This window comes from Amycolatopsis deserti (assembly GCF_014653945.1).
Lineage (GTDB): Bacteria > Actinomycetota > Actinomycetes > Mycobacteriales > Pseudonocardiaceae > Amycolatopsis_E > Amycolatopsis_E deserti.
The window spans coordinates 1,231,061-1,253,181 of sequence record NZ_BNAU01000001.1; the positions used below are offsets into that span (position 1 = coordinate 1,231,061).

The following is a 22,121-nucleotide window of genomic DNA, read 5'->3' on the forward strand; positions in this document are numbered from 1 at the left end:
CCAAGCAGCTCAGCGGTGTGACGGCTGTGAGCTTGCCCTCGGCGTGCTTCGGCGCCGCGGGCGTTGCTAGCCGTTGAGGCGGTCGAGGTCCTGCGGCGTGTCGACGTCGGCGCACTCCCCCGGCGCGGCGGGCACTTCGACGATCGTCAGGTGGCCGAGCACGCGGCGCAGCGCGGCCCCGTGTGGTTCGGCGGGCAGGGCGGAGCGCAGGCTCGCGGTGCGCCACACGCCGATGAGCCACTGCCGGCGCCCGGTTTCGTCGGTCAGGAGCGCGCCGTCGGCGTCCCCGAGGGCGGCGGTGAGCCGCTCCACTGTGGACGGCGTGACCCCGGCCAGATCCCCGGCCAGCAGCACCACCCGGCTCGCGATGACGTGCCGGAGCCCGGCAGCGAGCGCGGCGACCGGCCCACCCCCCGGCGGTTCTTCGCGCGCCCAGCGCACCCCGGTGACCCCGTCCCGCTCCGGCCCCACCACGACGACCGGATCAGCCCCGCCCACGGCTGCGAGCGCCCGGTGCAGCAAGGGCTTCCCGCCGACCGCCAGCATGGGCTTGTCCACACCGGACAGCCGGCGAGCAGCACCCCCCGCTAGCACGACGGCCGCCAGGTCGCTCATGACCCCAGGCTATCCCGGCGGCACCGAGTGACGCCGCGGGCCCGAAACGGTTTCACGCGCGGGCGGGCAGCAGGGTGGAGACGGCGCCGCCACGGCACCGGCGGGCAGCGTCGTGGGCAGTGCAGGGCCGAGGTGTTGTCCAGACCGCCGAGAAGCCGCCCTGCACGGTTCCCACGGGTTCGACACGCCTCATAATTACCTATCCGCACCTATCAAAGCGCTGTTAAGGTATGTATATGTCATCACAGACCATCTACAAAACCGACACCGGCAGACGGGAGATCCTCCGCCGCTACGAGGAGGCCCTCGCCGCCTGGCCCGTCCCCGCCGTGCACCGGCACGTCCCGACCCGCGAGGGCGACACCTTCGTCCTCACCTGCGGCCCCGAGGACGCCCCACCGCTCCTGCTGTTCCACGGCTCGGGCTCGAACGCGGCGATGTGGGCGGCCGACGTCCCGGTGTGGGCGAAGCACTTCCGTGTCCACGCCGTCGACCTGATCGGCGAACCGGGCCTCTCCGCGCCGTCCCGCCCGCCGCTGGGCTCCCCCGCCTACGCGGCCTGGCTCGACGACGTCCTGGACCACCTCGGCCTGGACCGCGCGGCCATCGCCGGGGCCTCGCTGGGCGGGTGGCTGGCCCTGGACTACGCGACGCGGCGGCCGGAGCGGGTCGAGCGGCTGGCGTTGCTGTGCCCGGGCGGCGTCGGGCGGCAGAAGGTGGGCTTCCTGGTCAAGGCGCTGTTCTACCAGCCGTTCGGCCAGTGGGGCAGGCGCCGGTCGATCAAGGCGGTCGCCGGCGTCGACCCGCGCGAGAGCCCCGAGGTCGCCGACTACCTCACGCTGATGTTCACGCACTTCCTGCCCCGCCGGGACCGGCTGCCGGTGTTCCCCGACGAGGCCCTGCACGCGCTGACCATGCCGGTGCTGGTGATCGTCGGCGGCCGCGACGCGATGTTCGACTCCCGCGACACCGCCCGGCGGATCGAACGCGCCGTGCCGCACGCGACCGTCACCCTGCTGCCCGAGGTCGCGCACTCGATCCTCGGCCAGACCGAGCCGGTGCTGGACTTCCTGACTAGCCGACCAGGCGGGTCGCGAACGGCATGATGTCGCCGTAGCGCACCCGGGCGACCCGCACGGTCAGCCCGGACTGCGGCGCCTCGATCATCATCCCGTTGCCCAGGTACAGGGCGACGTGGTGGATGCCGCCGCGGCCCCAGAACAGCATGTCCCCCCGCCGCATCTGCGCCAGCGGCACACGCCGCCCGGACGTGTACTGGTAGCCGCTGTAGTGCGGCAGCGACTTCACCCCGGCGAAGGCGTAGATCATCAGCCCGGAGCAGTCGAACCCGACCTTGCGGTAGTCGCCGTAGGCGTCGGCCACCCCGCCGTCCCGGATGCCGCGCGTGGGGCCGTAGGCGTTGCCGCCGCCCCACGCGTAGGGCACCCCGAGCTGCGACATGGCCCGCGCGATCACCCGCTCGATCGTCTGCGACGACGACCCGGACGCGGCCGGCGGCGGCGACGGACGGCCGCCCCCACCGGACGGGGACGACGACGAGGACGACGCAGCGGCGTTCGCCGCGGCCAGCGCCGCCTGCCGCGCCTGCTCCTCGTCCTCGCGCTGCTTCTGCGCGAGCCAGTCGTCGTAGCGCTGCCGCTGCCCCTGCAGCCCGCTGACCCGCTGCTGCGCCTGGTACAGCTGCTGCTCGACGGTCGTCTTCTGTGCGACCAGCTGCGCGTTCTGCGCGGCCTGGCTCTGCTGGGCCTGCACGGCCGCGGCCTGCGCGGAGTCGGCGGTGATCTTGGCCTGCGCGGCCTGGTCCTGCGCCTGCTGGGCCAGCTCCAGGGCCTGGCGCGCGGCGGCGTCCTTGTTGGACTTGTCGGTCTGCGCCTGCTGCATCATCTCCAGCGCGTTGAGCTGGCTGCCGCTGACGGCTTCCAGCAGCTGGGCGCGCGCGAGCAGGTCCTTCGGGCTGGTCGCACCCAGGTAGGCCGAGATCGACCCCATGGTGCTGCCCTGCTGGTAGCTGCTGGAGATGAACGCGTCGAGGTTGGCCCGCGCCGCGTCGATCTGGGCCTGGGCGGCGTCGGCTTCGCGCTTGGCCGCGTCGGCGTCGCGCTGTGCCTGATCGGCGGCCTCCTGCGCGGCCTGCAGGTCGACCAGCGCCTTGTTGGCCTCCTCCATGCGCAGCTCGACCGTGCTCTGCAGCTCGTCGAGCCGCGACTCGGCCTCGGCGAGCTGGTTGGTCAGCTGCCCGACCTCGCCGGCCTTGGCGTTGGCGTCGCGCTGGCTCGCGCTGATCTCGGAGTCGCTCGGGTTGGGCGGCGGTGGCGGCACCGCGGCGGCCGGCCCGGTCGCGACCGACACGACCACCAGCGCCAGCGCGCCGATCCCCATCCAGCGGCGCGCTCTCCGGCCCTGGTCACCCACGCCCTCGACTCCCTCCAGCACACACACGTCCCCACTGCACCCGAGACTGTGCCACCCGGGTCACTCGAAGACCAGGTGTCACACGCTGCACAGCTGCAACTTTCACCCCAACCGGGGATCCTCCGGACGTTCCGGTGCGTCCCAGGGGCGTGCAGAGATCACGGATCGGCCCCGCCGTCGCCGCGCTGGGCCTGGCCCTGGTGGTGGCGGGCACGTTCCTGCCCTGGTTCCGGTCGGGCTCGGTGAGCCGGAGCAGCTACGCGGCGGCCGGGCTGGCCGACCGGCTGGCGCTGCTCGACGACCCGCTCGCCGGCACGGCGCTGCGGGCGTGGGTGGCGGTTCCGGCGGTGGCGGCGGTGTGCCTGGTGCTGCTGGTCTGCGGTCTGGCACGCACGGGCGCAACGTTGACCGCGCTGCTGGCGATAACCGGGGGAACCGTCGCGCTGATCGCCACCGTCCAAGCGGGCGGAACCACGGGCGTGGTCTCCGTCTCCCTGGCCGGACCGGTGACCACGCTCTGCGGATCCGCCCTCGCGCTGGCCGGCGCGCTCGGCACCTTCATCACGGCGAGAGCAGGTAGGACACGGTGAGCATGCCTCCCCAGGACGGTCAATGGCCGTACCAGCAGAACCAGCACCCCCAGCAGCCGTACGGGCAGCAACCCCCGTACCCCGCGCAGCAGCAGTACCCGCAGCAGCCCTACGGGCAGCAGCCGTACACACAGCCGTTCCAGCAGCTGCCGCCGCAGCAGCCGCCGAAGAAGGGCCGCCGCGGGCTGATCATCGGGCTCGTGGTCGCGCTGGTCGTGCTGCTCGGCGGCGGCGGGACGTGGTTCGCGCTGTCGCAGCGCGATTCGGTCGCCGCCGGCGCGGCCACCCCGACCGACGCGGCGCGGAACCTCGCGACGGCGCTCAGCGGAAACGACGTGGTCGGCATGGTCGGCGCTCTCGCGCCGGCCGAGGCCAAGCTGCTCACCGAGCCGATCGGGCAGACCACCGACGAGCTCAAGCGCCTGGGCATCCTCAAGCCCGACGCGAACCCCGAGGCGCTGACCGGGATGCAGGTCAAGGCCGAGAACCTGACCTTCGACGAGGGCGGGGCCGAGCAGGTCAACGACCACCTGACGATCACCAAGCTCACCGGCGGCACGATCACGGTGACCGCGGACCCGTCGAAGCTGCCGCTGTCGGACCGGCTGATGGCGCAGATGCCCTCCGGCGAGGGCCCGCAGACCGAGACGATCGACATCGCCGAGGAGGTCGCCGACTCCGGTGAGCCGATCCGCATCGCGACGGTGAAGGTCGACGGCGAGTGGTACCCGAGCCTGCTCTACACGATGGCCGACTACGCGCTGCGCGACGAGAACGAGCCGTGGCCGTCGACCTCCATCCCGGCGCGCGGCGCCGGCAGCCCGAACGACGCCGTCAAGGAGCTCGTGCAGGCCGCGCTCGACGCCGACGTCACGCGCGTCATCGAGCTGCTGCCGCCGGACGAGATGGCCGTCCTGCACGACGCCGGCCCCGCGCTCGTCGCGGCCGCGGCGAAGGACGCCGAGCCCAGCGGCGCGAAGCTGCTCGACCTGCGGACCGAGACCTCCGCGGTACCCGGCGGCACCCGCGCCACCGTGACCCACGTGCAGATCCAGAGCCCGGACGGCGAGACCTACACCGTGACGAAGAAGGGCGACTGCTACGAGGCCACCGGCGAGGGCCGCACCGAAGAGCTGTGCGCCGACTTCCTGGTGGACAACATCGAGAACGAGATCGGCTCGTCGGTGCCCGAGGAGGTCACCCAGGTCCTGCAGCACCTGTCGAGCGGCATCCTCGGCCAGGGCCTCGGCGTGATCACCACCGAGGTGGCCGGGCAGCACTACGTCAGCCCGCTGCGCACGTTCAACGAGCTGGGCCTGACCGTGCTGCGCAGCCTGCAGCCGGAGGACATCACCGCGCTGCTGCGCCTGGCGGAGTAGCGCGAAGGAGATCACACCGCTGCCTGGGCGGGTCGCGTTGAAGTCAAAAAAGGACAAGCGTACTGTTTGCTTCGTGGGAGCCTGCGCCGTCCCCGCGTCTGCGGACGCGAGCCGCGTGCGCCAGACTCGCGACAGACAGACCCGAACCGAACTGACGGCGACGACCCTGCCCAGGGAGTTAGACGTGACCGCACCAGCCAGCAAGGACAGCTTCGGCGCCCGCGACACCTTGAAGGTCGGTGACGCCTCGTACGAGGTGTTCCGCCTGGACAAGGTGTCCGGGTCCGAAAAGCTGCCCTACAGCCTGAAGATCCTGCTCGAGAACCTCCTGCGCACCGAGGACGGCGCGAACATCACCGCCGACCACATCCGCGCGCTGGGCAACTGGGACCCGACCGCCGATCCGTCGATCGAGATCCAGTTCACCCCGGCCCGCGTGATCATGCAGGACTTCACCGGTGTCCCCTGCGTGGTCGACCTGGCCACCATGCGCGAGGCCGTCACCGACCTCGGCGGCGACCCGGACAAGGTGAACCCGCTCGCCCCGGCCGAGCTGGTCATCGACCACTCGGTGATCATCGACGTGTTCGGCCGCGCGGACGCCTTCGAGCGCAACGTGGAGATCGAGTACGAGCGCAACCGCGAGCGCTACCAGTTCCTGCGCTGGGGCCAGGGCGCCTTCGACGAGTTCAAGGTCGTCCCGCCGGGCACCGGCATCGTGCACCAGGTCAACATCGAGCACCTGGCCCGCACGGTGATGGCCCGCAACGGCCAGGCCTACCCCGACTCGTGCGTCGGCACCGACTCCCACACCACGATGGTCAACGGCCTGGGCGTGCTGGGCTGGGGCGTCGGCGGCATCGAGGCCGAGGCCGCGATGCTGGGCCAGCCGGTGTCGATGCTGATCCCGCGGGTGGTCGGCTTCAAGCTGACCGGTGAGATCCCGGCCGGCGTGACCGCGACCGACGTGGTGCTGACGATCACCGAGATGCTGCGCCGCCACGGCGTGGTCGGCAAGTTCGTCGAGTTCTACGGCGAGTCGGTCGCGCAGGTGCCGCTGGCCAACCGCGCCACCATCGGCAACATGAGCCCGGAGTTCGGCTCGACCGCGGCGATCTTCCCGATCGACGACGAGACGATCCGCTACCTGAAGCTGACCGGCCGCTCGGCCGAGCAGGTCGCGCTGGTCGAGGCCTACGCCAAGGAGCAGGGCCTGTGGCACGACCCGAGCCGCGAGGCGTCCTACTCCGAGTACCTGGAGCTGGACCTGTCGACGGTGGTGCCGTCGATCGCCGGCCCGAAGCGCCCGCAGGACCGCATCGAGCTGTCGGACGCGAAGTCGGCGTTCCGCAAGTCGGTGCACGACTACGTCGAGGAGCAGCACCCGACGCCGCACACCAAGGTCGACGAGAAGGTCGAGGAGTCCTTCCCGGCCAGTGACGCGCCGAGCCTGTCCTTCGCCGACGAGGACGCCGCGCCGGTCGTGGCCTCCGCCGCCAACGGCGCGTCGGGCCGCCCGTCCAAGCCGGTCACGGTGCGCTCGGAGGAGCGCGGCGAGTTCGTGCTGGACCACGGCGCCGTGGTGATCGCCTCGATCACCTCGTGCACCAACACCTCCAACCCGTCGGTCATGCTGGGCGCCGCCCTGCTGGCCCGCAACGCGGTGGAGAAGGGCCTGTCGGTCAAGCCGTGGGTCAAGACGTCGATGGCGCCGGGCTCGCAGGTCGTCACCGACTACTACGAGAAGGCCGGCCTGTGGCCGTACCTGGAGAAGCTGGGCTACCACCTGGTCGGCTACGGCTGCACCACCTGCATCGGCAACTCCGGCCCGCTGCCCGAGGAGATCTCGGCCGCGGTGCAGGAGAACGACCTGACGGTCGTGTCGGTGCTGTCCGGCAACCGGAACTTCGAGGGCCGGATCAACCCGGACGTCAAGATGAACTACCTGGCGTCCCCGCCGCTGGTCATCGCCTACGCGCTGGCCGGCACGATGGACTTCGACTTCGAGGAGCAGCCGCTCGGGCAGGACTCCGACGGCAACGACGTGTTCCTGCGCGACATCTGGCCGTCGCCGCAGGAGATCCAGCAGACCATCGACTCGGCGATCACGCAGGAGATGTTCTCCAAGGACTACGCCGACGTGTTCGACGGTGGTGAGCGCTGGAAGTCGCTGCCCACCCCGGAGGGCAAGACCTTCGCCTGGGACCCGGAGTCGACCTACGTGCGCAAGCCCCCGTACTTCGAGGGCATGCAGGCCGACCCGGAGCCGGTCACGGACATCAAGGGCGCCCGCGTGCTGGCGAAGCTGGGCGACTCGGTGACCACCGACCACATCTCCCCCGCCGGCGCCATCAAGGCGGACTCGCCGGCCGGGAAGTACCTGGCCGAGCACGGGGTGGACCGCAAGGACTTCAACTCCTACGGCTCCCGGCGCGGGAACCACGAGGTGATGATCCGCGGCACCTTCGCCAACATCCGGCTGCGCAACCAGCTGCTGGACGACGTGCAGGGCGGCTACACCCGCGACTTCACGCAGGAGGGCGCGCCGCAGGCGTTCATCTACGACGCGGCGCAGAACTACGCGAAGGCCGGCATCCCGCTGGTCGTGCTCGGCGGCAAGGAGTACGGCTCGGGTTCGTCGCGCGACTGGGCCGCCAAGGGCACCCGGCTGCTCGGCGTGCGCGCCGTGATCGCCGAGTCGTTCGAGCGGATCCACCGGTCCAACCTGATCGGCATGGGTGTCATCCCGCTGCAGTTCCCGGAGGGCGAGTCGGCCTCGTCGCTGGGGCTGGACGGCACCGAGACGTTCGACTTCGAGGGCATCACGAAGCTCAACGAGGGCGAGACGCCGCGGACGATCAAGGTGACCGCCACGAAGGCGGACGGCGCCAAGGTGGAGTTCGACGCCGTGGTGCGGATCGACACCCCGGGTGAGGCGGACTACTACCGCAACGGCGGCATCCTGCAGTACGTGCTGCGCAAGATGACCCGCGCCTGACGGTTTGTGGTGAGGAGCGCCCGCGAGCCCCGCTCGCGGGCGCTTCTTCGTCTCCGGGTCCCGCGCGCGGCCGGGAGCGGCGCGGTATAGGTCGTTATACGGCTACCGGCGGGTGAGGAGGAAGATCGGCAGCTCCCGGCCGGCGGCCAGGCGCTCCATCTCGTAGCCGGGCCAGAAGTCCAGCAGGCGCTGCCACAGGCGGTCGTAGTCCTCGCCCTTGACGGGCTTCGCCGTCACCGGGATCTCGCGTCCGCGGATGGCGACCGTGGCCTCGGCGTGCTCACGCAGGTTGTAGGTCCAGCCGGGGTCGCGGGGGCGGCCCCAGTTGGAGCCGACCAGCACGAAGCCGTCCTCGTGCGGGTAGTACAGCAGGTTGGTGCTGCGGGGCAGTCCGCTCTTGCGCCCCAGGGTGGTCAGCCGCAGTGACGGCAGGCCCGCGATGCCGACCAGGCTGACCCGCCCGCCGAACAGGCCGTGCAGCCGCTTGTCGGCCCAGATGATGACCTTCGCGAGCCGCATCAGCCACGGCCGGGTGCCCAGCCTGCGGGCCAGGAGCGGAAGCGGATTCTTCACAACGCCCATTGGACCACCCGCCCGCTTCCCGCACCGGCAACACCCGCTGCGGCGCCGGTCACGGTCCCGCAGCCCCCGCGGCCGAACGGGTGGCCGTGGCCGCGCCTTCGCGGCTCCCTTTCCTCCGCGGGCGAAGGGAGCCGCTAGCTCATCGCGCGGGCCAGGGACACCCCGAACCGTCCCACGGCGTCGGTCCACCAGTGCTCCACCGCGAAGCCCGCGTCGGCCAGTTCGGTGGTCACTCCCTCGCGGCGGAACTTCGCCGAGATCTCCGTCCGGATGTACTCCCCCGCCTCGAACGACACCTCCATGCCCGCGCCGGGGATCGACACGCGTACCGCCTTCGGGGTGCGCAGCCGCATCTCGATCCACTCGTTTTCGGCGTCCCAGTGGGCCACGTGCTCGAAGGAGTCCGGGTCGAAGTCCGCGCCCAGCACCTCGTTGACCACCCGCAGCACGTTGCGGTTGAACTCCGCCGTCACGCCCGCCGCGTCGTCGTAGGCGCGCACCAGCGTCCCGGCGTCCTTGACCAGGTCGGTGCCCAGCAGGAACCACTCGCCGCCGGCCAGCACGTCCCGCACCGACCGCAGGAACTTGCCCCGGTCGGCGGGCAGGAAGTTGCCGATCGTGCCGCCGAGGAACGCCACCAGCCGCGGCGGCTCACCGGGCAGCAGGCCCAGGTGCTCGGTGAAGTCGCCGACCACCCCGCGCACGTCCAGCCCCGGGTAGCCGGCCTGGATCGCCTCCACCGCCTCGGCCAGCGCCGACTCCGACACGTCCAGCGGCACGAACGTGCGCAGGCTGCCGTGGTCACGCAGCCCGTCCAACAGCAGCCGGGTCTTCTCGCTCGACCCCGAGCCGAGCTCGACCAGCGTGTGCGCGCCGGTGATCCGCGCGATCTCGCCGGCCTCCCGCGCCAGCACCTCGCGTTCGGACCGCGTCGGGTAGTACTCGGGCAGCGCGGTGATGTCCTCGAACAGCCTGCTGCCCGTCGCGTCGTAGAACCACTTGGACGGCAGCCACTTCTGCTCGGCCGACAGCCCCTCCCGCACGTCCGCGCGCAACGCCTCCGCGATGTCGCTCGCGCTGCGGTGGATGTCCAGTTCGGACTCGGTCATCAGGGAACACTCCGATCGGCGTTGAGGGGGATGACTTCGACGGCGCCGTGCTCGGCGCGGACCAGGTGCCGGTCCGGCACCGCCGACCAGCCGGGCGCGTCGTCGAGCGGTTCGGACGCGACGAGGACGGCCTCGCCCTCGACCCGCACCGACAGGGCGTGGGTCCAGGCCGTGGCCACCAGCACGGTGCCGTCGGTGAGCAGGAAGTTCAGCCGCGACCCCGGCGCGGCCCGCTCGACCTGGGCGATCAGGTCGGCGACCGCGCCGGCGGGGTCCTCCCCCGCCTCGAGCCGCTCGCGCAGCAACGCCCACAGCACGGCCGAGTCGGTGGGCGCCTCCAGGGTCATCAGGTCGGTGACCGGCAGCTTCCCGGCCAGCGCGGCGAGGCTGTCCGGCCAGCCGCGCACCATCCCGTTGTGGCTGAACAGCCACCGCCCGCCGGTAAAGGGCGCGCACGCGCCCTCCCCGGACGGCATGCCGGTGGTGCCGTTGCGCACCGCGGCGACGAACGCGCCACTGTGGACCGACCGCGCCAGCCGCGGCAGGTCGTGGTCGCTCCACAGTGGAACCGGCCGGCGGTAGCGCACCGGCTCCGGCCCGGCGTCGTACCAGCCCAGCCCGAACCCGTCGGCGTTGACCACCCCGCCGCCGCGCATGTCCCGCGGCGCGTAGGTCTGGCGCAGCAGGGAGTGCGGCGCGTCGAACACCGCGTCCACCGGCGAGCGGGGCGGGCCCAGGTAACCCACGTGGCGGCACATCTCAGGCCCGCTCGCCCGGCGGGACGTCCCGCGCGCACCGGAACCCGGAGAAGATCTGCCGCCGGATCGGGTAGTCCCAGTTGCGGAACGTGCCGCGGACGGCCGCGGCGTCGGTGCCGAACGAACCGCCGCGCAGCACCTTGTACTCCGGCCCGAAGAACACCTCCGAGTACTCCCGGTAGGGGAAGGCGCGGAAGCCCGGGTAGCCGGCGAAGTCGGTGCTCGTCCACTCCCACACGTCGCCGATCAGCTGGTGCACGCCGAACGCCGACGCGCCCTTCGGATACGCGCCTGCCGGCGCCGGCGACAGGTGCCGCTGGCCCAGGTTCGCGTGCTCGGGCGTGGGATCGTCGTTGCCCCACGGGTAGCGCCGGGACTCCCCGGTCGCCGGGTCGAACCGGGCGGCCTTCTCCCACTCCGCCTCGGTGGGCAGCCGCTTGCCGGCCCACTTCGCGTACGCCTCGGCCTCGTAGAACGACACGTGCACCACCGGCTGGCCGGCCGGCACCGGCTCGTGGACGCCGAACCGGACGCGCCACCAGCCGTCCGCTTCCCGCCGCCAGAACCGCGGCGCGGTGATGTCGTGCGCGCTGCGGTACTCCCAGCCCGCCGCGCTCCACCACTCGCGCTGCTGGTAGCCGCCCGCCTCGAGGAACTCCACGTAGGCGCCGTTGGTGACCGGCACCGTGTCCAGGTAGAAGGCGTCCACGTGCACCTCGTGCGCGGGGCGCTCGTTGTCCAGCGCCCACGGCTCCAGCGAGGTGCCCATCACGAACGGGCCGGCCGGCACGAGGACCTCCGCGGGCAGCGGCCCGGACCGGGACGGCGGCGGCTCGGGCGCGTGCAGCACCGGATCGCCCCGGCGCAGCTGGTGGGTGGCCAGCATGGTCTCGTCGTGCTGCTGCTCGTGCTGGGTGATCATGCCGAAGGCGAACCCGGCCTCGGTGAGCGGGCGGCCGGTCATCGGGGCGCGCTCCAGGACGTCGAACGCCTTGGCGCGCACCTCGGCGACGTAGGCGCGCGCCTCCGCCGGGCCCAGCAGCGGCAGCGACGGCCGGGTGGCGCGCGGGTGCTGGAAGGCGTCGTAGAGGTCGTCGATGTCGGGCCGCAGCGGCTCACGGCCGCCGACGTCCCGCACCAGCCACAGCTCCTCCTGGCTGCCGATGTGCGCGAGGTCCCAGACCAGCGGCGACATCAGCTTCGAGTGCTGGCGGACGAGGTCGTCGTCGTCCACCGCGTCGGTGAGCGCGGTGCTGCGGGCGCGCGCCCGCTCCAGGGCCGCGGCCGCGCGGGACCGCAGGGCCTCGGCGGGCAGGTCCCGCACCGGGTTCGGCGCTTCGGTCAGCGGCGACACGTCGGTCATCTCATCCCTCCCCGGCGTGCGCGAGCCGCTGCACGCCTTCGCTGATCCGGTTGACGGTCTCGTCGGTCAGGCCGGTGCGGGCCAGCTCGGCGCACCCGAGGTCGGCGACCTCGCGGGCCACCGCCGCGATCCGCGGGTCGGCCATCCCGGCGCGCGCGGCCCGTTCCCACTCCCCTTCGACGGGCGCGCACACCTCGCGCACCCGGTCCACTGTGGACGGCTGGTCGAGCAGGGCGGTCAGCAGCGCGACCGGGTGCAGCCAACGCTGCCGCGGCTGGGCGTCGAGGTAGCGGACCTCCAGGTAACCGTGCGGCCGCACCGGGGTGAACATCGTGGACAGGTGGTAGTCGAGGTCGGCCAGGGTGGGCCGGCGCAGGACCCGCCCGGCGCCGTGGCCGCCCGCCCAGTCGGCGAACGTCAGGCCCTCCGGCGCGTCCCACGGCCCGTCGCCGCGGCGCACCACCAGCAGCGGCGTGTCCAGGACACGGCGGGACCAGCTCGCCGCCGGGTCGGGGCCGCACGCGGCGGCCGACGTGCGGCACGGTTCGGTGTTCATCACCGCGAGCCAGCGGGCCGAGGCCGCGCCGGTGTCGCGGCCCGCGTGCCGCCGCGAGTTGGCGAACAGGGCCAGCAGTGGCGGCCCGAGCGCGTGGATCGCCGCCCACCGGGCGGGAAAGGCGTCGGCCTCCCCGGCGTCGACGCAGATCTGCAGGCCGGCGGTGCTGCACATCATCGTCACGCCGCCGGGGCCCATCGGGGTGAACCGGCGTTCCATCGCGGCGTAGCGCGGGGTGTCCAGCAGCCGGGCCGGTGCGCGGTGGGCGTCGATGCCCTCGTCGCGCAGGACGAACCCGTGGCGGGCCAGCAGTTCGGTGAGGTGTTCCAGGTCGGCGGTGACCACCGAGGCGAGCTCGCGGAGCGAGGCCTGGGGCAGGGCGGAGATCTCCACCTGGCCGCCGGGTTCGAGAGTCAGCGGGGAGCCGGCCGGCAACGGGCGGGCCGGGCTGTCGGGATCGAGGGTGCGCGGGGCGTGCGGGCCGAGCGCACGGGCGAGGTCTTGCGCGTCGAGTGGTCTTCGGGGGTCGCCGGCGTAGTGCACGGTGTACTCCAGCTCCACGCCGAGCAGGCGCGGTGGGCCGTGCTTGAAGCACACGGACGCCACGTACGCCTCACCCTCGGCGCGGTCGGAGACCACCTTCGCCGCCACCGCCCCGCCCGGGGCGGGGGAAACGGGCCGAGCCGCTGTCATGTCGTGTCCAATCTCTGCGGAGCACTCGTCTTCGGAAGCTACACGCGGGCACCGACAATTTCAGGCGTCGAACGGACCGGACCCGGGAACGGGCCGGAGATCCGGAAGAATTGCAGTAAGTACGTACGGTTTGCGAAAGCCCGGTATCCGGTGTCAGGATCTAGCCATGCCCCGGGTGAGCCAAGACCACCTCGAAGCGCGCAGGCGCCAGATCCTCGACGGTTCGCGCGTCTGTTTCGCCCGGTACGGCTACGAGGGTGCCACGGTGCGCAGGCTGGAGGAAGCGACCGGGCTGTCCCGCGGCGCGATCTTCCACCACTTCCGCGACAAGGAGTCGCTCTTCCTCGCCCTCGCGGAGGAGGACGCGGCCCGGATGGCCGACGTGGTGGCGCAGCAGGGCCTGGTGCAGGTGATGCGCGACCTGCTCGCGGAGGGCAGCGATCACCCGGCGGACTGGCTGGGCACCCGCCTGGAGGTCTCCCGCCGGCTGCGCACCGACCCGGAGTTCCGCGGCCGCTGGGCGGAGCGCTCGCAGCAGCTGACCGCCGCGACCCGGCAGCGCCTGCAGTGGCAGCGCCAGGCCGGCAACCTCCGCGACGACGTGGACGTCGACGTGCTCACTGCGTACCTGGAGCTGGTCCTGGAGGGCCTGGTGTCGCACCTGGCGATGGGCCTGCCCGCCGACGACCTCGGGCCGGTGCTCGACCTGGTCGAGGAAAGCGTGCGACGGCACCGGGTCCGCGCCGCCATCGAGTCCTGACCGCGTCCTGACACCCTCACCAGCGCCGATGCCACTCGTGTGCGCGCGGGTGCGGGTATCATGGCGGCACACTTTCAGCCAACTCCCAAGGAGTGACTTCTTTCGTGCGCGACGCGCAGTCACCTGGTGACAGTACGAAGCCGGGTGACCAACCCGGCGTTCCCGAGCACCTCCCCGGCCCGGTTCAGGACCGTGATGGCCGATGATGGAAGTGCTCCTCTCCGTTCTCGGAGTCGTTTTCTTCGTGTTGCTCACCGTCGGCACCGGTCTCGCGGTGGCCGCCGAGTTCTCCCTCACCGCGCTCGAGCGCAGCACCGTCGAGGCCCACGTCCGCCAGGTCGGTGACAAGCGGGCCCGCACGGTCCGCAAGGCGCACTCGACGTTGTCGTTCCAGCTCTCCGGCGCGCAGGTCGCGATCACGCTGACCACCCTGGTCACCGGGTACGTGGCGGAGCCGCTGATCGGCAACCTGGTCCGCCCGCTGCTCACCGGTGCCGGCCTGTCCGACGGGCTCGCCGCGGGCGCCTCCCTGGTCGTCGCGCTGCTGCTGGCGACGATCCTGTCGATGGTGCTGGGCGAGATGGCCCCGAAGAACCTGGCCGTGGCCAAGCCGCTGGAGACCGCGCGGGCCGTGATGGGCTACCACTCCCGGTTCTCGGCGCTGTTCCGCTGGCTGATCACGCTGATGAACAACAGCGCCAACTGGGTCGTGCGCAAGTTCGGCATCGAGCCCCAGGAGGAGCTGCGCTCGGCGCGGTCGCCGCAGGAGCTCGGCTCGATCGTGCGCACCAGCGCGGAAAGCGGCACGCTGGACACCTCGACCGCGCAGCTGCTGGACAAGTCGCTGCGCTTCGGCGACCGCACCGCCGAGGAGCTGATGACCCCGCGCGTGCAGGTCCAGTCGCTGACCGTCGGCGAGACGATCAACGACCTGGTCGAGCTGTCCCGGCGCACCGGGTTCTCGCGGTTCCCGGTCTACACCGAGGACCTGGACGACGTGCAGGGCGCGGTGCACGTGAAGCAGGCCTTCGCGGTGCCCGCCGCCGAGCGCGCCACCGTGCGGATCGGGTCGGTGATGCGCCCGGTGCCCACCGTGCCGGAATCGCTGCCGGGCGACGCGCTGCTGTCCCGCCTGCGTGACTCGCGCTTCCAGCTGGCCATGGTCGTCGACGAGTACGGCGGCACGGCCGGCCTGGTGACGCTGGAGGACGTGGTCGAGGAGATCATCGGCGACGTCCGCGACGAGCACGACACCGGCGAGGCGCCCTCCTCGCAGCGCGTCGGCACCGACACCTGGCTGGTGTCCGGGCAGCTGCGCGCCGACGAGGTCACCGAGATCACCGGGTTCCGGATGCCCGACGGGGACTACGAAACCATCGCGGGCCTGGTGCTGGAGCGGCTCGGCCGCATCCCCGAGCCGGGTGATTCCACCGAGGTCGACGGCTGGCGGCTGACGGTGTCGGCGATGGACCGGCTGCGGATCGCCGAGGTGAGCCTGCGGCCGCTGGCCGAGGCCCGGCCGGAGGTGGCGCGGTGAACGACTGGCTCGCCATCTTCCTGATCGTCGTCCTGCTGCTGCTCAACGCGTTCTTCGTGGGCGCGGAGTTCACCCTGATCTCCTCGCGCCGCGACCGCCTGGAGGCCCTGCTCGAGCAGGGCAAGACCCGGGCCCGGATCGTGATCAACGCCAGCAGGCACGTGTCGCAGATGCTCGCCGGCGCCCAGCTGGGCATCACGATCTGCTCCCTGCTGCTGGGCCGCCTCGGCGAACCCGCGGTGGCGCACCAGCTCGAAGGCCTGTTCGAGCTGATCGGGCTGCCGGAGGTGGTGCTGCACGCGGTGTCGTTCGCGATCGCGCTGGCGTTCATCACCGTCCTGCACGTGCTGATCGGCGAGATGGTGCCGAAGAACCTCGCGATCGCCGAGCCGGAGCGGCTGGCGCTGTGGCTGGTGCCGATCCACGTGGGCTGGGTCAAACTCACCAACCCGTTCGTCTGGCTGCTCAACACGATGGCCAACGTGCTGCTGCGGCTGGTCCGCGTGCAGCCCAAGGACGAGCTGGAGACCGCCTACACCTCCGACGAGCTGGCCGAGCTGCTGTCCGAATCGCGCCGGGAGGGCCTGCTGGAGCAGTCCGAGCACGAGCGGCTGAGCCAGACGTTGTCGTCGGTCGAGAAGACCGTCGCCGACGTCCTGGTGCCCACCGCCGAGCTGACCACGCTGCCGAGCGCGCCCACCGTGGGTGACGTGGAGGCGGCGGTCTCCTCGACCGGCTTCTCGCGCTACCCGCTGCGGTCGGCCGGCGGCGAGCTGATCGGGTACCTGCACGTCAAGGACGTGCTCGACCAGATCGGCGAGCCCGCGGGGAGCACGGTGCCCGCGGACAAGACGCGGCCGCTGACCGACCTGCCGGTGCACGCCCGCCTGGACGAGGCGCTGTCCGCGATGCGGCGCGAGGGTAGCCACCTGGCCCGCGCGCGGGACGCCGACGGCACGATCATCGGCGTGGTCGCGCTGGAGGACCTGGTCGAGGAGTACGTGGGCACGGTGCGCGACGGGACGCACGTGACGGCGTGATGCGGGTGCTGACCGAGGACGAGTGGCGGGCCCGGGAACGCGAGCACATCGCGCGGGTCCGCCGCTGGACCGTGCCCTACCAGGAGCGCCGGTCGCGCGGCGAGAAGCACCCGGTGCACGACTTCCTGTTCCAGTACTACCCGCACCGGCCCGCGCACCTGGAACGGTGGAGCCCGGGGCCGGGCGTGGTGCTCGCGGGCGGCCGGGAGTTCCTGGAGCGGCCGGGTTTCCGGGAGACCGGCGGCGGCGTGACGCTCGGCGAGTTGCCGGTGAAGCGGGTGGCGACGGTGCGGGCGCTGCTCGTGCTGCTGGAGGCGACGGCGTCCCGCGCGCCGCGGCTGAGCTGTTTCGGGCTGCACGAGTGGGCGATGGTGTACCGGCAGCCGCCCGGGCAGGTGCGGCACAGCCAGCTGCCGCTGCGGTTGGGCCCGGCCGGTACCGACACCGTGGTGGAGTCGCTGGAGCTGCGCTGCGGGCACTACGACGCGTTCCGGTTCTTCACCCCGCCGGCGCGGCCGCGCAACGCGTTGCAGCCGTCGCGGGAGCGGCAGGTGGAGCTGGAGCAGCCGGGGTGCCTGCACGCCAACATGGATCTGTACCGGGCGGCGTTCAAACTCGACCCGTTCGTGCCGTCGGAGCTGGTCGCGGACTGCTTCGAACTGGCGGTGGAGATCCGGGAACTGGACATGCGGGCGAGCCCGTACGATTTGTCCGGGCTCGGCTACTCCCCCGTGCGGATCGAGACCGCCTCCGGGCGTGCGGAGTACGCGCGGGCCCAGGCGGGGTTCGCCGCCCGGGCGGAGCCGCTGCGCGCTCGGCTGATCGAGCATTGCCGGACGCTGCTCGCAGCAGTGCAGTAACGCTCAGTCCTGCGATTTTCTTGGGTTCATCACGTTTCGCTAACGACGAACCCCTGTTAGGGTGAACGTCGTTTGTCGGAGCACACGGAGAGTTGAGGAAGAGCACGCATGGGGCGACACAGCAGGGGCGATGACCCCGCTCACGGCCGTCCTGAGACCCGGACCGCGGCGGCGCGGCCGGGCGAGGTCGTGGGGGCCTTCCCAGTGGATCCCGGCTCGGCGAGCGGGTACCGGCGTGCGCCGGGCGCTCCTGGTGGGACGACGGGCAGCCGCGTCCCGGGCGCCGGTGAGCCGACCGGGGGCGGCTATCCGCCGGCGGGCTCGGATTTCCGCGCGGCGGGTGGGGCTTCCGGCTACCGCGGCACTCCGGGCGAGGCGACGGGCAGCCGCCGCGCCGTGGACTCCGGCTACCGCAGTGCTCCCGGTAAGGCGACGGGTAGCCGCCGTGCCGTCGACTCCGGCTACCGTCCCGCCCCTGGTGAGGCGACCGGCAGCCGCCGCGCCGTGGACTCCGGGTACCGCCCCACCCCCGGTGAGGCGACCGGCAGCCGCCGGGCGGTCACGGCCGACACCACCGGCAGCCGCCGGGCCCTCGTAGGTGCCTCCGAAACCACCGGCAGCCGCTGGGCCGCCGCCGATGCCTCCGAGAGCGCTGGGAGCCGCGCGGGCGGCTCCGAGAGCACTGGCAGCCGCCGGGCCATCGCTGGCGCCTCCGAGTCCACCGGGAGCCGCCGGGCGGTGGGTGAGGCGTCCGGCTACCGGCCCGGCGAGACCACCCGCCGGATCCTCGCCGCGGATGGGCGTCCTCAGCTCGGCCGCAGGCGGGCCGCGCCGGGCGAGTCGACCGGCTCGCACCGTGTCGCGCCGCCCGGGGAGGCGACCGGCTCGCACCGCGTGATCGGCGAGACCAAGCGCGGCATCGCGAAGTGGCCGATCGTCGCCGCGAGCTTCGTCGTGCTGCTCGTCCTCGGGCTCCTCGGCTGGGGCTGGGCCGACAGCATCCTCAACAGCCGCGCCGAGGCCCAGGCCAGCGCGTGCGCCGAGGGCGACTCGAACCTCAACGTGATCGCCGCCCCCTCCGTGGCGCCCGCCGTGACGGCCGCCGCCGAGCGGTGGAACCAGGCGCGGACCGTCGTGCACGCGCACTGCGTCCACGTCCACGTTCAGGCCATCGACGACCAGCGCGTCCTGCTGGCCCTCACCGGCCGCGGCAACATCGACTCGATCGGCGGCCAGCCCGCCGTGTGGATCCCGGAAAACACGGCGACGATCACCGAGCTGACCGCCGCCAAGCCCACCCTGCTGACCTCCCCGTCCGAGTCGCTGGCGACCACCGCCACCGCCGACTACCCGTGCGCCGTGCTCACCGCCGACGACGTCGACGAGGTGCAGCAGCGCGCCTCCCAGGTGTTCCGCAACTACCTGCAGGAACCCGCGCAGAAGGCCGACTTCACCCGGGTGCTCACCCCCGGCGCCTGATTCACAGCCACCGCCGCCCGCACAGCCGGCGCGACTTCATGGGTGGCAGGGTGCGCGGTGGCGCGTGGTGCTGGTGGTGCTCGCGATCGTCGTCGTGGCAGACCAGGCGGCCAAGTGGTCGCCCCGGGCTCGCCTGCGCCCCCTGACCCGGCGCGGGCCGCGCCGTGATCACGTCGACCGGGTGAGCACCTCGCGGGTGATCGCGTCCGCCGGGTAGAACGACTCGATCACCAGCTCGGCCAGCGTGACGTCCAGCGCGGTGCCGAACGTCGCGACCACCGACAGCAGCGTCAGCTCGGTGTCGCCGTGGCGCAGCCGCACCGGCACGAACACCGACCCGGCCGGCGCCTCGTCCACCGGGTCGTCGCACGGGTACCCGCTCACCTCGGCCAGCAGGCCGGCCAGATCCGGGTCCCCGGTGATCTCCACCTGGCGCCGCAGCCGCCCCAGCAGCTCGGCCCGCCACTGCCCCAGGTTGACCACGTGCGGCGCGAGGCCGCGCGGGTGCAGCGCGATCCTCAGGACGTTGGCCGGCGGCTCCAGCAACTCCGGGTCGGCGAGATCGGTCAGCAGCGTGATCCCGCTGTTGCTCTCGACGAGGTCCCAGTTGCGGTCCACGACCACCGCTGGGTACGGCTCGTGCCCGGCGAGCAGGCGCCGGACGGCGTCGAGCGCGGCCCCCAGGTCGGGCAGCGGGGTCTCCGGGTAGACCGGGGCGTAGCCGGCGGCCAGCAGCAGCCGGTTGCGTTCCCGCAGCGGGACTTCGAGCCGCTCCCCCAGGCGCAGCACCATGTCGCGGCTGGGCTGGGACCGGCCGTTCTCCAGGAAGCTCAGGTGGCGCGTGGAGATCTCGGCGGACAGGGCGAGGTCGAGCTGGCTGAGCCGGCGGCGTTCCCGCCACTGCCGCAACTGCTCGCCCACCGGGCGCTGCATGGTCGTCACCCGTCCGAAGTTACGGGTCGCGCGCGCGGGGCCGCCATTACCTCCGGCGTAATCGACTCCCCGCCCGATCCGGGTGATCGTGATCAGGTCACACCGACCACATCAGGAGGATCCGATGACCGACTACACCGCCCTCGCCCAGGCCTACATCGACGTCTGGAACCAGACCGACGCCGACAAGCGCCGGGCGCTGGTGGCGGACCTGTTCACCCCCGAGGCCACCTACACCGACCCGGTGGGCTCGGTGCGCGGCACGGACGGCATCGACGGGTTCATCGCCGCCGCCCAGGAGCAGTTCGCCGGGCTCGAGTTCAGCCTCGGCGGCGCCGTGGACGGCCACCACGACCAGGCGCGGTTCACCTGGCACCTGGGCGCGCCCGGCGCCGCGGAGCCGCTCGCGATCGGCTTCGACGTGGTGACGATCGAGGACGGCCGCATCAACCAGGTGCTGGGCTTCCTGGACAAGGTGCCCGGCTGAGGCGATCGGCGGACCGGCCCGGAACCCCCAGTTCCGGGCCCTCCCCACTCTGTCGTGCCCCGTCAGGGCGCCTGAGAGGTTCACCCGAGAGTTGAGCCGGGTTTGCACCTTCGGCGGGGCCGGACGGAGTTGTGCCCGTCGGCCCGCTTTCCAGAGGCGTCTCGTCCGCGCGGTCCAGGGTGCCTGAGAGGTTCCGGGGAGGATTTGCTCCTTCGGCGCCGGACGCTCTGGTGGTGGCCCGGTCTCTCCCGCGCGGCTTCGGCGACCGCGATCAGTACCCTACTCCCCGGTTCGGTTCGACGATCACCCGGTCCGGCGGGCGTTGCGGCGCTGGGTGAGTTCGTCCGGGACGACCGATTCGACCTGACCGCCATCGGCGCGCTCGGCCGGGAACTCGTGGATCGTGCCGCTGATCTCCAGCATCGGGACCTTCACCGCGATGCCGAACACGCCCTGACCGCCCTGGAGCAGATCCACGATCTCCTCCGGCGACGTGCACTCGTAGACGGTGGTGCCGTCGGAGACCAGCGTGACCTTCGCCAGGTCGCGCGCCCCGCGTTTGCGCAGGTGCTCGACGGCCACGCGGATGTTCTGCAGCGAGACGCCCGTGTCGAGTAAACGCTTCACGATCTTGAGGGCGAGGATGTCCTTGAACGAATACAGCCGCTGCGAGCCCGAACCGTGGGCGGTGCGGATGCTCGGCGCGACCAGCCCGGTGCGCGCCCAGTAGTCCAGCTGCCGGTAGGTGATGCCGGCGATCTGACAGGCCGCGGGACCCCGGTATCCGACCAGCTCGTCAGGCAGGGACGAGTCCGGGAAGAGCTCACCCTGCTCCCCGGGCACGACCTGAACCGGCCCTTCGTCGACCACGCATGCCTCCCCTCGCCCGGCCGGTGCGGCCGGTCGAAACAAGCACCCGGGGCCCTGGACAGGACCCTCGGCGGTGGTAAACCGTCGCTGCGCTTGCTGACCGCGCTGTGCCCCAGTGACCGCGCCGCGGCCGAATCACACCGAAGCGATTTACCGCCATCGACGGTATGCGCGGGCGAGCGCCTGGTCAACGCGACGCGCGGCCCGTCTCGACGGTGTCTTGAGAGTTGACCGGTCAAGACTCCCCGACCACGGTTACCCGGCCGGGTAATTTTCCGCCTCACGAGCCCCGGAACGCGCCGAAGGGGCCCTCCCGGCCGGTGCTCGAGCCGGGAAGACCCCTTCGGCGCCGCCGGAGGCGGGCGGTCAGGTGTCCGCGCCGCGGAAGTCCTCCGGCGAGACGGATTCGAGAAATTCGCGGAACTTCTCGACCTCGTCCTCCTGCTCGTCCGGGATGATGAGCCCGGCCTCGTCGAGCACCGCGTCCACTGCGTGGATCGGCACCCCGACGCGCAGGGCCAGCGCCACCGAGTCGCTCGGCCGCGCGGACACCCGCACGTCACCGTCGAAGACCAGTTCGGCGAAGAACGTGCCTTCGCGCAGGTCGGTGATCACGACCTGCTCGAGCTCGCGGCCCAGCGCGCCGATGACCTCCTTGAGGAGGTCGTGGGTCAGCGGGCGGGCGGGGCGGACGCCCTGCTGCTCGAGCGCGATCGCGGTGGCTTCCACGGACCCGATCCAGATCGGGAGGTACCGCTCACCCTGCGCCTCCCGCAGCAACAAGATCGGCTGGTTCGCGGGCAACTCCACCCGCACGCCGACGACGCGCATTTCGCTCATCGGGCTTCGCCTCCCTCTCGTGTGCGCGGGCCGCAGCGCTGGTCCGAGGGCCCCGCATCGACATCTCCGACGCTACCCGCCATCCCGACGCCGTGCTCGCTTTCGGGAACCGTATGGCAGTCGCATGGACCGTTCCGGCAAATCCATCACCAACGGTACGGCATCGGCGGCCCGCTGCGGAGACCCGAAACCATGTCATTACCGTCGCGTCGCACGACCAGCGGTGATCCAGACCGGCC

20 protein-coding genes and 1 riboswitch are annotated in these 22,121 nt (G+C 72.2%); of the genes, 10 read left to right on the top strand and 10 right to left on the bottom strand.

Translation table 11 applies throughout. The features are described 5' to 3' along the window. Nucleotides 1-66: 66 nt before the first annotated feature. Nucleotides 67-615, bottom strand: a complete 549-nt coding sequence (mobA, locus tag IE290_RS05975; RefSeq protein WP_191243438.1) for a molybdenum cofactor guanylyltransferase — start codon at nucleotides 613-615, stop codon at nucleotides 67-69. Between the two features lie 236 nt (nucleotides 616-851). On the opposite strand from mobA, the gene IE290_RS05980 reads away from it, so the two are divergent. Further along, complete coding sequence (locus IE290_RS05980; protein ID WP_191243439.1) at nucleotides 852-1,721, top strand: alpha/beta fold hydrolase; 870 nt, start codon at nucleotides 852-854, stop codon at nucleotides 1,719-1,721. On the opposite strand, the gene IE290_RS05985 is transcribed toward IE290_RS05980, so the two are convergent. Beyond that, nucleotides 1,690-3,015 carry an NlpC/P60 family protein gene (locus IE290_RS05985; protein ID WP_191243978.1) on the bottom strand — a complete coding sequence of 442 codons (1,326 nt, stop codon included), beginning with the start codon at nucleotides 3,013-3,015 and terminating at the stop codon, nucleotides 1,690-1,692. The two genes, IE290_RS05980 and IE290_RS05985, sit on opposite strands and share 32 nt — an antisense overlap. 182 nt (nucleotides 3,016-3,197) lie before the next feature. Here IE290_RS05985 and IE290_RS05990 point away from each other — a divergent pair, with 182 nt between their 5' ends. From IE290_RS05990 to IE290_RS06000, 3 genes are all read left to right on the top strand, one after another. Next, nucleotides 3,198-3,638: a hypothetical protein gene (locus IE290_RS05990; protein ID WP_191243440.1), complete on the top strand. Its 441-nt coding sequence runs from the start codon at nucleotides 3,198-3,200 to the stop codon at nucleotides 3,636-3,638. 2 nt (nucleotides 3,639-3,640) lie between these two features. Then, nucleotides 3,641-5,017, top strand: coding sequence for a flagellar basal body protein FliL (locus IE290_RS05995; RefSeq protein ID WP_229874329.1), 1,377 nt, complete (start codon nucleotides 3,641-3,643; stop codon nucleotides 5,015-5,017). A 184-nt stretch (nucleotides 5,018-5,201) separates the two neighbouring features. Continuing rightward, the gene (locus IE290_RS06000; protein WP_191243442.1) at nucleotides 5,202-8,015 is read left to right on the top strand and encodes an aconitate hydratase; all 2,814 of its coding nucleotides are present in this window, start codon (nucleotides 5,202-5,204) and stop codon (nucleotides 8,013-8,015) included. A 102-nt stretch (nucleotides 8,016-8,117) separates the two neighbouring features. Here IE290_RS06000 and IE290_RS06005 read toward each other — a convergent pair whose 3' ends face one another. From IE290_RS06005 to IE290_RS06025, 5 genes are all read right to left on the bottom strand, one after another. Beyond that, nucleotides 8,118-8,588, bottom strand: a complete 471-nt coding sequence (locus IE290_RS06005; RefSeq protein WP_191243443.1) for a nitroreductase family deazaflavin-dependent oxidoreductase — start codon at nucleotides 8,586-8,588, stop codon at nucleotides 8,118-8,120. 143 nt (nucleotides 8,589-8,731) lie between these two features. Beyond that, a complete protein-coding gene (gene egtD, locus IE290_RS06010; RefSeq protein WP_191243444.1) occupies nucleotides 8,732-9,706 on the bottom strand; it encodes an L-histidine N(alpha)-methyltransferase in 975 nt (324 codons plus the stop codon). Beyond that, a complete protein-coding gene (gene egtC, locus IE290_RS06015) occupies nucleotides 9,706-10,464 on the bottom strand; it encodes an ergothioneine biosynthesis protein EgtC (RefSeq protein WP_191243445.1) in 759 nt (252 codons plus the stop codon). Before egtC ends, egtD begins: the two co-directional genes overlap by 1 nt. A gap of 1 nt (nucleotide 10,465) precedes the next feature. After that, nucleotides 10,466-11,827, bottom strand: a complete 1,362-nt coding sequence (gene egtB / locus IE290_RS06020) for an ergothioneine biosynthesis protein EgtB (RefSeq protein ID WP_191243446.1) — start codon at nucleotides 11,825-11,827, stop codon at nucleotides 10,466-10,468. Between the two features lies 1 nt (nucleotide 11,828). Next, the gene (locus IE290_RS06025) at nucleotides 11,829-13,076 is read right to left on the bottom strand and encodes a glutamate-cysteine ligase family protein (protein WP_191243447.1); all 1,248 of its coding nucleotides are present in this window, start codon (nucleotides 13,074-13,076) and stop codon (nucleotides 11,829-11,831) included. 166 nt (nucleotides 13,077-13,242) lie between these two features. Here IE290_RS06025 and IE290_RS06030 point away from each other — a divergent pair, with 166 nt between their 5' ends. The 5 genes from IE290_RS06030 (at nucleotide 13,243) to IE290_RS06050 (ending at nucleotide 18,752) form a co-directional block, all read left to right on the top strand. Beyond that, nucleotides 13,243-13,836 carry a TetR/AcrR family transcriptional regulator gene (locus tag IE290_RS06030; RefSeq protein WP_191243448.1) on the top strand — a complete coding sequence of 198 codons (594 nt, stop codon included), beginning with the start codon at nucleotides 13,243-13,245 and terminating at the stop codon, nucleotides 13,834-13,836. A 202-nt stretch (nucleotides 13,837-14,038) separates the two neighbouring features. Further along, nucleotides 14,039-15,373, top strand: coding sequence for a hemolysin family protein (locus IE290_RS06035; RefSeq protein WP_191243449.1), 1,335 nt, complete (start codon nucleotides 14,039-14,041; stop codon nucleotides 15,371-15,373). Next, entirely contained in the window at nucleotides 15,370-16,413 is a 1,044-nt protein-coding gene (locus IE290_RS06040) for a hemolysin family protein (protein WP_191243450.1), read from the top strand. Before IE290_RS06035 ends, IE290_RS06040 begins: the two co-directional genes overlap by 4 nt. Beyond that, the gene (locus IE290_RS06045) at nucleotides 16,413-17,273 is read left to right on the top strand and encodes a 3-methyladenine DNA glycosylase (RefSeq protein WP_191243979.1); all 861 of its coding nucleotides are present in this window, start codon (nucleotides 16,413-16,415) and stop codon (nucleotides 17,271-17,273) included. Before IE290_RS06040 ends, IE290_RS06045 begins: the two co-directional genes overlap by 1 nt. 738 nt (nucleotides 17,274-18,011) lie before the next feature. Then, nucleotides 18,012-18,752 carry a substrate-binding domain-containing protein gene (locus IE290_RS06050; RefSeq protein WP_229874237.1) on the top strand — a complete coding sequence of 247 codons (741 nt, stop codon included), beginning with the start codon at nucleotides 18,012-18,014 and terminating at the stop codon, nucleotides 18,750-18,752. A gap of 168 nt (nucleotides 18,753-18,920) precedes the next feature. Here the strand turns inward: IE290_RS06050 and IE290_RS06055 are convergent, their stop codons facing one another. Then, the gene (locus IE290_RS06055) at nucleotides 18,921-19,685 is read right to left on the bottom strand and encodes a helix-turn-helix transcriptional regulator (RefSeq protein ID WP_191243981.1); all 765 of its coding nucleotides are present in this window, start codon (nucleotides 19,683-19,685) and stop codon (nucleotides 18,921-18,923) included. A 124-nt stretch (nucleotides 19,686-19,809) separates the two neighbouring features. Here IE290_RS06055 and IE290_RS06060 point away from each other — a divergent pair, with 124 nt between their 5' ends. After that, nucleotides 19,810-20,172, top strand: coding sequence for a nuclear transport factor 2 family protein (locus IE290_RS06060; RefSeq protein WP_191243451.1), 363 nt, complete (start codon nucleotides 19,810-19,812; stop codon nucleotides 20,170-20,172). 160 nt (nucleotides 20,173-20,332) lie between these two features. Continuing rightward, a riboswitch (glycine riboswitch) is annotated at nucleotides 20,333-20,433 on the bottom strand. Between the two features lie 42 nt (nucleotides 20,434-20,475). On the opposite strand, the gene IE290_RS06065 is transcribed toward IE290_RS06060, so the two are convergent. Together IE290_RS06065 and IE290_RS06070 are read right to left on the bottom strand one after the other, a co-directional pair. After that, on the bottom strand, nucleotides 20,476-21,042 hold the full coding sequence (locus IE290_RS06065; protein WP_191243452.1) for a MerR family transcriptional regulator: 567 nt from the start codon (nucleotides 21,040-21,042) through the stop codon (nucleotides 20,476-20,478). A 366-nt stretch (nucleotides 21,043-21,408) separates the two neighbouring features. Further along, nucleotides 21,409-21,882 carry a bifunctional nuclease family protein gene (locus IE290_RS06070; protein WP_179776442.1) on the bottom strand — a complete coding sequence of 158 codons (474 nt, stop codon included), beginning with the start codon at nucleotides 21,880-21,882 and terminating at the stop codon, nucleotides 21,409-21,411. Nucleotides 21,883-22,121 lie beyond the last annotated feature (239 nt).